The organism is Campylobacter showae, from assembly GCF_900573985.1.
GTDB lineage: Bacteria > Campylobacterota > Campylobacteria > Campylobacterales > Campylobacteraceae > Campylobacter_A > Campylobacter_A showae_E.
Map to the genome: position 1 here is coordinate 1,810,178 of NZ_UWOK01000001.1, position 10,978 is coordinate 1,821,155.

Sequence of the window (10,978 nt, forward strand, 5' to 3'; positions counted from 1 at the left end):
ATGCAAAAATCATATATTAAAAAAGTTTAAAACGCCTTATAAAATGACGCCAGCACAGTAAAATTTGAATTACCGCAATATAGGCAACCCCGCCAAAGCCACCTCACAGCAGAGTTGCCTATAATAAGCTCTTTTCATTGTCGTACTTTGGTGCCAAAAATTAATCGTAGATCCCTGTATGGCACCACTACAGCTATTATATAGACTAATTATTTATCGGTAGCTTTATAGCAAAAACCACAAGAACAGGGACTAAGGTTTTAAGACTCTAAAAACCCTACTTACATCGTCATTTTTGCTCAAGCTAAGTCTTACGATACTATTTTCTAAAGCAGCTAGAGCATGCACTACATTTGGCTCGAGCGTAATCATATCTAGCGTATCCAAGATAACACTATTTTCTCCAACGCTGAAATCTATCTTGCCGCTTAAAACCTGCACCATGATAGCGCCAGGAGCCTTATGTTCCTTCATTTGAGCGCCTTTTTCTAAATTTATACGAATCTCCTTGCTATGCGGGCCATCAAAAAGCTTAGCGATGGTAACACCGTCAAATATACTATTTTGCCATACTATCTTTTCCATTTACAACCTTTATTATAAAATAATAACGACATTGTAACTATAATTTTAGATAAAATAATTGATTTTAATTAAGCAATTTTTGAAATTTAATAAAAATTAGGTAGGGGCAAAAGCCTAAAACTAGACTTTTGCAAGGAGTAAAACTATTTTTTAAGCTCTTTGATGCGAGCGGCTTTACCGCGTCTATCGCGTAGATAAAATAGCTTAGCGCGGCGAACGCGACCTTGTCTTAGAACAGTTATGCTCTCTAGACTTTCGCTATAGATAGGGAAAATTCTCTCTACGCCTACGCTATTTGCGCCGATTTTTCTGATGATAAATGTTTCGCCAGTTCCGCTTCCGCGTCTTGCTATGCAGATACCTTCAAAATTTTGAATTCTCGTTTTATCGCCCTCTTTGATGCGGATAGCTATACGCAAAGTATCTCCAGCGCGAAAATCAGGCACAGACTTTTGGGCTATTTGAGTTTGTTCAAACGCCTCGATATACTTGTTTCTCATATTTTTTCCTTAGTCGGCGGCTCAAATTTTCGGTATAAATCCGGACGAAAAAACCTAGTTTTTAAGAACGCCATATTATTTTTCAAAGCTCTGATTTTAGCATGGTCTCCCTTTAAAAACGCTGAAACCACGCCGGAACCTTTGTAATCACTGGGTTTTGTAAAAGACGGAGCCTCAAGTAAATTTCCTTCAAAACTCTCAACTTCAAGACTTTCATTGTTTCCTAAAACGCCGTCGATATTGCGAGAAATCGCATCAGAAATACAAAGCGCCCCCAGCTCTCCACCCGTCATCACAAAGTCGCCGATACAAAAAATTTCATCCGCGTATTTCTCTGCTATGCGCTCATCTATGCCTTCATATCTACCGCAAACTAAGCAAATGTGCTCTTTTTTTGCCAAACGTCTAGCGTCGTTTTGAGTAAATTTTTTCCCGGCAGGCGCAAGAAAAATAATGTGAGTTTTTGGTTCCTTTTTTAGTAAAAAATTTAAAGTATCATCAAGAGGTTGACATGCCATAAGTAGTCCCGCACCACCGCCAACCATATAGTCATCTACTTTTTTATGCTTATCCGTGCTAAAATCACGAGGATTTAAAAAATCAATCGAAATAAGTTTCTCTTTTGTAGCGCGACCTAAAATACTGTCTTCAAAATAAGGCTGTACAAGGCTTTCAAAAAGCGTAACAAAGGTAAATTTCATTAGGAATTTTCTAAAATCAAGATAGCGTTTTTGGTGTAAATTTTTTTATTTTCTACATCAACTTTTTCCACATAAACGTCGATATATGGAATGTAAAAACTTTTTTCCGATCCCTTGGTAATCAAATTTTCATCGGTTTTTACCAAAAACAGATGATTTGCGCCGACCTCGTCTATATCTTCTACCTCGCCGAGCCTTTGACCGTTCTCGTAAATTTCACAACCAATGACATCAAAATAGAAAAATTCACCCTTTTTTAGTTTGCAGTTTTTTCTAGTTTCTTCTTTTGTAGTGTAGATTGTTTTATTTGTAAGAGTTTTTGCGCTATCTATGTTTTCAAAACCATAAAAAGAGATTGTATCATTTGCATGATTGTAGCTTTTTACAACAAGTTCTTTGCCATCTTTGTCGCAAAATATAGCGTCTTTTTTAAATTGATTAGGAAAGTCGCCCTTATTATGAAGCTTGACAAACCCCTTTAGTCCTACAGTTTTGCCAAGCAGTGCGACTTCTATAAGTTCATTCAAGAGGCTTTACCGTAACGCGGTATGACGTCGCATCTTTGGCTTTATAGCCGACAATTACAGTCTTTATCGCGTTTATCATTCTGCCGTCTTTGCCAATAAGTTTACCAGTATCGACTTTATCGGCGTAAATTATCAGCTCGGCAAAATTTTCGCCAAGCTCGATTCGCTCGAGTTTCACTTTTTCAGGAAAATCGGCGATGAGCTTAGCATATTCAAGTAAAAAATTTTCTACCATTTTTAATTATTTGCTAGTTATTTTTGCAACCCTGTCGCTAAGTTTCGCACCGACGCCCTTCCAATAAGCCAAGCGCTCAGCGTCAAATTTTACCACCTCAGGCTCAACCATCGGGTTGTAGTAACCGATCGACTCTATCCAGCCGCCGTCTCTTCTTTTTCTGCTATCTGTTACGACTATACGATAAAAAGGTTTTTTCTTGCGTCCCATTCTCGTTAGTCTTACTACTGTTGCCATTATATTTCTCCTTCTGTTTTTTAAATAGGCTTAAATTTAGCCACACTCGTAGCCAAATTTAAGCCCTTTAATTAGGGCGAGTATTTTTAGCTTGGTTTAGTAAATTTCCAAGCCCTTTTAGACCTTCTTTACCAGAAAACCTCTTTGCTATTTTTGATGCGTTTTCAAACTGCTTCAAAAAGCGATTTACCTCTACTTGAGATAGTCCAGATCCAGCAGCCAAACGTCTTTTTCGGCTATTGTTTAGTAAATCCGGATTCTCGCGTTCTTTTTGCGTCATCGAATTTATCATAGCTTTGATATGTAAAATTTCCTTGGAGTTATCAAGGTCGATATCTTTTATCTGATTTGCCACGCTTGAGAGACCCGGTATCATACCGATTAGACTTTTCATATTTCCAAGCTTTTTGACGCTTTCCATTTGCGACAAAAAGTCGTTAAAGTTAAACTGCCCTTTTTTGATCTTTTTATTTATTCTTTTTGCTTCTTGCTCGTCTATTATGGTGCTAGTTTTCTCAACCAACGTCGCTAAGTCGCCCTCGCCCATTATACGGCTCACGATGCGTTCAGGGATAAAGCTCTCCATATCGCCGACTTTTTCGCCGATACCTACGAATCTAAGCGGTATATTTAACTGCTTTGCTATGCCTATAGCCACGCCGCCTTTGCTGTCAGAGTCAAATTTGCTTAGCACCACGCCGCTTATTTTTAGCGCATCGTTAAACGTGCTCGCGGTTTTTACGCCGTCTTGTCCACTCATGGCGTCAGCTACGTAAAAAATTTCATGCGGCTCGAGCGCTGATTTGATATCTTTTATCTGCTTCATCAAAGCTTCGTCTATCGCCAAACGTCCTGCGGTATCGACCAAAAGTACGTCGTAAAGACCGCTTTTTGCTTTAGCTAGCGCTTGCTTTGCTACGTTTAGCGGATCGGTTTCGTTTTCTATACTAAAAAGCTCTATCTCGTTTGCTTCGCAAAGCTGGCGAAGCTGCTCTACCGCCGCCAAACGTTGCAAATCGCACGCTGCGACCAAAACTTTTTTCTTTCTAAGCTTTAGATAATTTGCTAGCTTTATCGTGGTAGTGGTTTTTCCGCTACCTTGCAAGCCAGCCATTAGCACGATCGTAGGAGCCACGGACGCAAAGACAAAGCCTTGATTACCCGGCGCAGTTAAAACCTTCGTCAAATTTGACTTTATCGCATCTAAAAACTGCTTTTGGCCTATTCCGCTTTGCTTTAGATCAGCCTCTATGAGAGCTAGCAATTCTTTAGTAACTTTGTGATGAACATCGGCCTTTAGCAGTGCTTTTTTAAGCACGTCAAGCGCGTTATTTAGCGCTTTTTCATCGTCTACGAAACGAATTTTACTAACGGCTAAACGAAACGACTCGCTGATTTGTTCAAACACATTCTACCTTTTATTTACATTTATAGCTAAAGCGCGTATTTTATTAAATTTAAGCTTTATCGCTCTTTAAATCTCAAAATTTCTTGAAATTTCAAAACCGAGCCTGTTAAAATCACTGCTCAAATTTGACCTAAATTTATATCCCAGAAGCTCGATTTTATAGGCGTGCAGATACATTCTCGCGGCTTTATTTTTAGCGTATTTTTCATCGCCGACGATCCCGTATCCCGCGTGCTTTAGATGTACTCTGATCTGGTGTGTTCTGCCGGTTTTTATCTCGACTTTTACGAGACTTTTTTTGCCTGCGACCATCACTGGAGTTACGTGCGAAAAGGCCTCTTTGCCGTTTGGCGAGATTTTAGAAAACGCGCCGCCCCTGTTTTTTAGCGTGATTATAGGTTCGTTTACGCTAAATTCCTCACTCACGATGCCTTTTACAGCCGCGACGTACTCTTTTTTTACGCGGCAGTTTTTAAACTCCTCGATCGCTTTTTTTTGAAATTCCTCGTTTTTCACGAGCAAAAGCACTCCGCTAGTTTCCTTATCAAGCCTATGAAGCAACGGAAATTTATAAGTTTCGCTCACTTTTTCCGATGTTAAAAATGCCGGTTTATCAATCACAATCAAATTTTCATCCTCGAAAATCACACTTGGGCGCGGTAGCTTTTGCACGTTAAATTTAGTTGCCGCGCTCATCATCGCGCGCGCTACAGCAATCCTTTGCCCTTTGGCGCTAACCAGCCCAGCGTCAATCAACTCCTTTGCCTCGTTGTTTGAGATGCCTTCTTGGATCGCTAGCAGTTTATAGGCTTTTTCTTCTTTCATAAATTTTCCTCAATATCTTTTAAAATCTCGCTTGCATCGCCTTTGGCGACGATTTTTGCCTTTGGTAAATTTTGCTTTAAAAGCAAATTTATCTCGCCCGCTTTTGCAAATTTTATGCCGTCAACCGCACTATACAAGGCTTTTTGGTTAAATATAAACTCCCCGCTTATCACGGCGTTTTCAAACTGCGCCGCCTCAATCGGATTGTGTCCGCCAACGTTTGGCACGAAGCTGCCGCCGAGCACGACGACGTCGCTAAATTTATAAATATTTACCAGCTCGCCCATCGCATCTACCAGCACGCACTGCGCGTTAAAGTTTTTAGTTTCGCTAAATTTAACAAAACTAAGTCCGTTTTTTACGGCAAATTTAGCCAAAATATCGCCCGCCTCGCCAAATCTCTCAGGATGACGCGGAACTAAAATCAGCTTGTCGTTTGCGCTCAAATTTAGCTCGCGTAAAATCAGCTCCTCTTCGCCTGCATGAGTGCTTGCTAGCACGATCACGCGCTCTTTTGGTTTGGCGTAAATTTTACTCGGGCTTGGCAAAAAGGCTGATTTTATATTGCCGCTAAAGACGATATTTTTAGCGCCGAGCCGCTCTAGGCGCTGTTTATCTAGATCGCTTTGGGCGTAAACTTTATCTATAAATTTAAATAAATATCTGTAAAAAAAGCTAAATTTGAGATAACTTTTGTAGCTCCTATCAGAAATCCTGGCGTTTATCAAAATGATGCGCGAGCTTTTAAATTTAGCCCAAAAAACAAGCCCTAGCCAAAGCTCGGCCTCAAAAATAACCGTTATTTTGACAGGCTTTAGCCAAAACGGTAAAAATATCTCAAACGGCAAAAAGCGCGTATTTTGCGTGATTTTTTTCGCCTCGTCAAATCCCGTTTTGGTTACGACCGAGACTGCGGCCGCATCTTTAAATCTACTAACTAGCGGCGTGATAGAACGCACCTCGCCGAAACTGCACGCGTGAAAATGCACGCGCGAGGCGTCAAATTTAGGATTTTTAAACAAAAAAAATCTAGCGGGGATCGAGGCTCTGTACTTTTTCTTAAAAGCTAAAATCGCAAGCGGTAAAGCCCCCAAGGCAAACGCCGCGAGGACTAAAACGTAATAAATTATTATCAAATTTAAAGGCTAGTTCGCCGCTTCTTTGTATAAAATTCGGCCGCAGTGAGGGCAGGTCACGATATCTTCGCCCTTGATGACGGCAGAATAAGTCTTGTCGTTTATCTGCATAAAGCAGCCGTAGCACGCCTGCTTTTTGACCGGCACTACGGCTGTATTGTGCGCCCATTTGCGGATTTTCTCGTAAAAGGTTAAGATTTTTTGATTCATCTCGCCGACTAGCTTATTTTTTTTAGCGTATATTTCATCTCTTTGTTGCTCGATGGCGCCGACTTCGGCCGAGATTTCGCTCTCGATTTTTGTCAAATTTTCGCCGAGCTCCGCAGCCTTTGCCTCAAGCTCGCTTTTTAACGCATTTTTGCTATCTATGATTTTTTCTAGTCTTTCGACCTCTTCGTTTGCGGCCTCCAGCTGTTCTTTAGCTAGCTCGTCTTCTAGTTGAAGCGCTTTTATCTCTTTTTCTGTTTTTGCCGCACCGCTCTTTTTGGCGACGTCTTTTATCTTTGCGCTAAATTCCGCTATATGCGCGTTGGTTTGAGATTTTTGATTTTTTAGCTCGGTCACGCTCGTAGCCGCTTCCTCGATCTGCGCCAAAATCGCTGCCTGCTCGTCCTTGGTCGCTTTTAAAACGCTTTGAACCTTCTCAAGGCGCGGGGTAAAATCGTCGATATCTTTATCGATGTTTGAGAGCTCGACTAGCTGTTCTAAATATTTATTCATCTTTTTCCTTTAACTGTATGAAAACGGGTTTTTTGAGTTGGATATTATAGTAGGAATCGGCAAAATTTGCAAATATTTTGCAAGCGACTCCCCAAAATACCGCTCGCTCTCGAAGTGTCCGATGTCTAGCATAGTAAGATTATTTTGCGCGGCGCTCATGGCTTGGTGATACTTTAGATCGCCCGTTAAAAACAGGTCCGCTTTGACGATATCAATCAAATCGCCGCCGCTTCCCGTACAAAATGCAAGGCGCTTTACCTGCGTATTGCGGTCAAATTTTCGCCCTTTGCAAACCCTTAAATGGCTCAAATTTAGCTTTGTTTTTACCCTCTCGCAAAGCTCGTCAAAGCTCAAATTTACGTCCGCATAAAGCAAAAATCCATCGCGCTCCTTTGGCGTAAAGCCCAAAATTTCGCTTAGCACGTATTCGTTTAGATGGCTTAGATCATAATTAGTATGCATAGCAATCAGGCTTAAGTTTTTAGCCACCATCTTTGCGATTAGGCTGCTTGGGTATTTGTCCAAATTTAGCGATTTTAGTCCTTTAAAAATGAGCGGATGATGCGTAATGATAAGCGAATTTGGCTGCGCTTCGTCCAAAAGCTCGTCGTCGACGTCGAGGCTAAGATAAACGCGCTGCGCGCTAGCCTCAAAAGAGCCCACGAGCAGTCCGCTATTATCCCACTCCTCTTGACTCGCAAACGGGCTAATCTCGTCTAAAATTTTGTAAATTTCGCCGATTTTCATCAAATTTTATTCGCCCTTCGCGCTGTTTTGGGCGGCAGCGTCGATACTAGCTTTATACGTCAGCGCGCACTCTTTGGCCAGCTCGCGGATTTTTAGGATATAGTCTTGCCTTTGCGTTACGCTGATCGCTCCGCGCGCGTCAAGGACGTTAAACGTATGCGCCACAAGCATGCAATAATCATACGCAGGCAGCGAAATTTTAGCCTCCAAGCAACGTTTGCACTCGCCGAATGCATTTTCAAACTGGCGAAATAGCATATCTACGTCGGCGATTTCAAAGTTATATTTGCTCCACTCAAATTCGCCCTGCTTATGCACGTCGGCGTAGGTCACGATGTTGCCGCCCCTATCGTCCCAAACGATGTCATAGACACTATTTACGTCCTGCAAGTACATCGCAAGGCGCTCGAGGCCGTAGGTGATCTCGGCCGAAACCAGCTCGCACGCGATGCCGCCTACTTGCTGAAAATAGGTAAACTGCGTTACCTCCATACCGTCTAGCCAGACCTCCCAGCCTAGTCCCCAAGCGCCAAGCGTCGGGCTCTCCCAGTTATCCTCGACGAAGCGGATGTCGTGATTTTTCAAATTTAACCCGAGCTTTTCAAGGCTTTTTAGATAAAGCTCTTGTATATTTTCCGGGCTTGGTTTAATGAGCACCTGAAACTGATAATAAGCGCCTAGGCGGTTTGGGTTTTCGCCGTATCTACCGTCGGTTGGGCGACGAGAAGGTGCTACGTACGCCGTCGCCCACGGCTTTGGCCCGAGGCTCCTTAAAAAAGTCGCCTGATGATAGGTGCCAGCACCTGCAGGCATATCGTATGGCTGCAGTATCACGCAACCCTGCTCGCGCCAGTAGTTTTGCAACGTCAAAATAATCTCTGAAAACGTCATTTTTCTTCCTTTTTAAAATTTTATTTTAGATAGTGTATAACCGCGCCAGGCCCCAAAGGCAGGTCAAAAACGTACCAAACCGATATCAGCGCCGCCCACGAGATCAAAAATGCGACCGTGTAAGGCAGCATTATCGAGACTACCGAGCCGATTTTCAGCCCCTTGTCGTAGCGCTGCATAAACGCCACTATCAGCACGAAAAACGGCATCAAGGGCGTTATAATATTCGTCGTCGAGTCGCCTATCCTAAAAGCAGCTTGCGTTAGCTCGGGCGAGAGGCCTAGATTCATAAACATCGGCACGAAAATAGGCGCCATCATTGCCCATTTAGCCGAATCCACGGCGATAAATAAATTTATAAACGCGATCACGACTATAAAGACGATAATTAGGCTAAGCCCGGTTAGGCCGATATCTTTTAAGAAAACCGAGCCTTTTATCGATAACACCAGCCCGATGTTCGAGGCGTTAAATAGATATGTAAACTGAGCCGCGAAAAATATCAAAACCAAAAATCCCGATAGCTCGGCGACGGCTTGCTCCATAAATTTAACCGAATCGCCGCTGTTTTTTATCGTCCCGGCTCCAGCCCCGTATGCAGCGCCCGCTACTATAAAAAACAGCATCATAAAAATGATGATAGAGTGCATGAAAACGGACTTCGTAAAGCTCTCGCCCTCTTTTGCGCCAAAGAGCGAATTTGACGGCAAAAGCGCCGCTAGCAAAAGGATCGCGAAAACAACAGACGCGATGAGGGCAAATTTTAGCCCGCGCCTTTGCTCTGCGCTTATCTCGTCGCGCTCATCTAAATTTAACGCGCCCTCAAAGCTAAATTTGCCAAGCCTAGGCTCGACTATCCTATCGGTCACGAAAGAGCCCACGATCACGATCAAAAATGTCGAAGCTATCATAAAGTACCAATTTGCCGTGGCTAAAACTACGTAGTCGGGATTTAGCACGCTAGCTGCCTGCGTAGAAAACGCCGCAAACATCGGATCGTTCGTGCCGATTAGCAGATTTGCCGACCAGCCGCCGCTAACGCCCGCAAAAGCCGCCGCCAGCCCCACGATAGGATGACGTCCAAAACCCGCAAACAAAATAGCTCCGAGCGGTATCAGCACGACGTAGCCGACCGAGGAGGCAACGTTGGACATCACACCCAAAAATATCACGATAGGAGTTACCCATTTTTTAGACGATTTTAGGGTGATTTTTTTAACTAGCGCCGATAAAAGCCCGGCCTTGTCCGCTACTCCGATACCTAAGATGATCGCAAAAACCACGCCAAGAGGATAAAATCCAGTGAAGTTTTTAAGCACGGATGAAACAAAGGTCCTGATGCTATCAGCCGAGAGCAAATTTACGACGTTTGCGCTTAGCTGTGAGATCTGCCCGTCCTTGATAGCCTGGTAGCTGACGCCAACTCCGAGCCTCTCTAGCACAAACGATAGCAAAATCGTGATAACCGAAAGATAGACGAAAAGCATGGTAGGGTTTGGCAGCTTGTTGCCGAATTTTTCGATAAAGCCTAAGATCGATCCGCTATTTTTGTTATCCATTTTTTCCTAATCTAAAACCGAGATATAAATTTTTATCTCGTCGCCACCGTAAAACTCAAAGTCCGTTTCGTAGGCTCTTTTTAGCTTTGAGCTTTCAAAATATTTCCAAATTTCTCCCCAAAATTTTGCTACGTTTTGCGGCTCGTTTGGAAAGCTAAAAACAGCGTATTTGCCGCCTTTTATCTCTAAAATTTCACCGCCTGAGCAAAGCGACTTCGTACCGATAAATAAATCATAAAGCCCGTTTACGCCGTTTTCGTAACTACAATAAACGCCGTAAATTTCGCTTTTACCGTCATAAAATTCTTTTGTAAATTTAGCCCACAAGGCCGGGATTTTACCGTCTCCGTTTATCTCGTCGGTATTTTTGGTGCGAGTTTTTAATCCGCAAATTTTAAAACCATCTACCGCTAAAATTTCCACGACTACTCCTTGTCGCCTTTAAAATTTTCAACAGCTTTGTTCCACATAAGCTTGTATTTTCGTTTTAAAAACTCGACTTCATCTTGCGAATTTTTTAGCTGCTTTGTAAGCGTTTCGACCGTGCGGCGATCCTCGTCGTAGAGCTCTTGCATCGAGATTAGCGCCTCTTTTAAAAATTTATTTTCGTTGCGCAGGGTCTCTAGCGTCTCGTCTTTGGCGTCGAGCACCTTTTCGTGCAAATTTAATATCGTGCCGATCGTCTTTTCCACGAAGCTAAAGCCGTCGGCACCGATCTGGGGCGCAGGTACGGCCACGACGCTAGGCACCACGCTCATCGTGCCCTGGCTAGCCTCTATGAGGATCTCGCCGCCTTCTTCTTTCGTATTTAGCACGCCGCGGTTTATCATCCCCTCGATTACCTCGCGCTCTAGGTGCACGAGCTTGCAAAATTCGTCTATGCTTAAGTATGTCTGCATCTTTGCTC

Annotated in this window: 15 protein-coding genes; all 15 read right to left on the reverse strand. The window is 43.0% G+C overall.

The window, feature by feature from the left end:
• Positions 1 to 252 precede the first annotated feature (252 nt).
• A complete protein-coding gene (locus tag EE116_RS09005; protein WP_122874131.1) occupies positions 253 to 585 on the reverse strand; it encodes a cupin domain-containing protein in 333 nt (110 codons plus the stop codon).
• 143 nt (positions 586 to 728) lie between these two features.
• Entirely contained in the window at positions 729 to 1,085 is a 357-nt protein-coding gene (rplS, locus tag EE116_RS09010; protein ID WP_002951216.1) for a 50S ribosomal protein L19, read from the reverse strand.
• Positions 1,082 to 1,786 (reverse strand): tRNA (guanosine(37)-N1)-methyltransferase TrmD, encoded by a 705-nt coding sequence (gene trmD, locus EE116_RS09015; protein WP_122874132.1) that lies wholly within the window; start codon positions 1,784 to 1,786, stop codon positions 1,082 to 1,084. Before trmD ends, rplS begins: the two co-directional genes overlap by 4 nt.
• Entirely contained in the window at positions 1,786 to 2,313 is a 528-nt protein-coding gene (gene rimM, locus EE116_RS09020) for a ribosome maturation factor RimM (protein ID WP_122874133.1), read from the reverse strand. Before rimM ends, trmD begins: the two co-directional genes overlap by 1 nt.
• Positions 2,306 to 2,548 (reverse strand): KH domain-containing protein, encoded by a 243-nt coding sequence (locus tag EE116_RS09025; RefSeq protein WP_122874134.1) that lies wholly within the window; start codon positions 2,546 to 2,548, stop codon positions 2,306 to 2,308. The genes rimM and EE116_RS09025 overlap by 8 nt, the downstream gene beginning before the upstream one ends.
• 6 nt (positions 2,549 to 2,554) lie before the next feature.
• Positions 2,555 to 2,785 carry a 30S ribosomal protein S16 gene (rpsP, locus tag EE116_RS09030; RefSeq protein ID WP_002951203.1) on the reverse strand — a complete coding sequence of 77 codons (231 nt, stop codon included), beginning with the start codon at positions 2,783 to 2,785 and terminating at the stop codon, positions 2,555 to 2,557.
• Positions 2,786 to 2,852: 67 nt separating this feature from the next.
• Positions 2,853 to 4,193 (reverse strand): signal recognition particle protein, encoded by a 1,341-nt coding sequence (gene ffh, locus EE116_RS09035; protein WP_122874135.1) that lies wholly within the window; start codon positions 4,191 to 4,193, stop codon positions 2,853 to 2,855.
• A 66-nt stretch (positions 4,194 to 4,259) separates the two neighbouring features.
• Positions 4,260 to 5,018: an RluA family pseudouridine synthase gene (locus EE116_RS09040; RefSeq protein WP_122874136.1), complete on the reverse strand. Its 759-nt coding sequence runs from the start codon at positions 5,016 to 5,018 to the stop codon at positions 4,260 to 4,262.
• Complete coding sequence (gene waaA / locus EE116_RS09045) at positions 5,015 to 6,154, reverse strand: lipid IV(A) 3-deoxy-D-manno-octulosonic acid transferase (RefSeq protein WP_122874137.1); 1,140 nt, start codon at positions 6,152 to 6,154, stop codon at positions 5,015 to 5,017. The genes EE116_RS09040 and waaA overlap by 4 nt, the downstream gene beginning before the upstream one ends.
• Positions 6,155 to 6,163: 9 nt before the next feature.
• Positions 6,164 to 6,874 carry a zinc ribbon domain-containing protein gene (locus EE116_RS09050; RefSeq protein ID WP_122874138.1) on the reverse strand — a complete coding sequence of 237 codons (711 nt, stop codon included), beginning with the start codon at positions 6,872 to 6,874 and terminating at the stop codon, positions 6,164 to 6,166.
• Between the two features lie 9 nt (positions 6,875 to 6,883).
• The gene (locus tag EE116_RS09055) at positions 6,884 to 7,621 is read right to left on the reverse strand and encodes a Nif3-like dinuclear metal center hexameric protein (protein ID WP_122874139.1); all 738 of its coding nucleotides are present in this window, start codon (positions 7,619 to 7,621) and stop codon (positions 6,884 to 6,886) included.
• Between the two features lie 6 nt (positions 7,622 to 7,627).
• Entirely contained in the window at positions 7,628 to 8,512 is an 885-nt protein-coding gene (gene glyQ, locus EE116_RS09060) for a glycine--tRNA ligase subunit alpha (RefSeq protein ID WP_122874140.1), read from the reverse strand.
• A gap of 20 nt (positions 8,513 to 8,532) precedes the next feature.
• Entirely contained in the window at positions 8,533 to 10,071 is a 1,539-nt protein-coding gene (locus EE116_RS09065; protein WP_122874141.1) for an AbgT family transporter, read from the reverse strand.
• Between the two features lie 6 nt (positions 10,072 to 10,077).
• Positions 10,078 to 10,494, reverse strand: a complete 417-nt coding sequence (locus tag EE116_RS09070; protein ID WP_122874142.1) for a GyrI-like domain-containing protein — start codon at positions 10,492 to 10,494, stop codon at positions 10,078 to 10,080.
• A 2-nt stretch (positions 10,495 to 10,496) separates the two neighbouring features.
• Positions 10,497 to 10,970 (reverse strand): DUF3972 domain-containing protein, encoded by a 474-nt coding sequence (locus EE116_RS09075; protein ID WP_122874143.1) that lies wholly within the window; start codon positions 10,968 to 10,970, stop codon positions 10,497 to 10,499.
• Between the last annotated feature and the right edge of the window lie 8 nt (positions 10,971 to 10,978).

What these genes read in the sequence shown, in the direction of transcription:
- EE116_RS09050 (WP_122874138.1), bottom strand. Translation starts at nt 6,874, where the DNA reads ATGAATAAATATTTAGAACAGCTAGTCGAGCTCTCAAACATCGATAAA.
- EE116_RS09040 (WP_122874136.1), bottom strand. Translation starts at nt 5,018, where the DNA reads ATGAAAGAAGAAAAAGCCTATAAACTGCTAGCGATCCAAGAAGGCATC.
- EE116_RS09065 (WP_122874141.1), bottom strand. Translation starts at nt 10,071, where the DNA reads ATGGATAACAAAAATAGCGGATCGATCTTAGGCTTTATCGAAAAATTC.
- EE116_RS09075 (WP_122874143.1), bottom strand. Translation starts at nt 10,970, where the DNA reads ATGCAGACATACTTAAGCATAGACGAATTTTGCAAGCTCGTGCACCTA.
- trmD (WP_122874132.1), bottom strand. Translation starts at nt 1,786, where the DNA reads ATGAAATTTACCTTTGTTACGCTTTTTGAAAGCCTTGTACAGCCTTAT.
- EE116_RS09025 (WP_122874134.1), bottom strand. Translation starts at nt 2,548, where the DNA reads ATGGTAGAAAATTTTTTACTTGAATATGCTAAGCTCATCGCCGATTTT.
- rpsP (WP_002951203.1), bottom strand. Translation starts at nt 2,785, where the DNA reads ATGGCAACAGTAGTAAGACTAACGAGAATGGGACGCAAGAAAAAACCT.
- glyQ (WP_122874140.1), bottom strand. Translation starts at nt 8,512, where the DNA reads ATGACGTTTTCAGAGATTATTTTGACGTTGCAAAACTACTGGCGCGAG.
- rplS (WP_002951216.1), bottom strand. Translation starts at nt 1,085, where the DNA reads ATGAGAAACAAGTATATCGAGGCGTTTGAACAAACTCAAATAGCCCAA.
- EE116_RS09005 (WP_122874131.1), bottom strand. Translation starts at nt 585, where the DNA reads ATGGAAAAGATAGTATGGCAAAATAGTATATTTGACGGTGTTACCATC.
- EE116_RS09055 (WP_122874139.1), bottom strand. Translation starts at nt 7,621, where the DNA reads ATGAAAATCGGCGAAATTTACAAAATTTTAGACGAGATTAGCCCGTTT.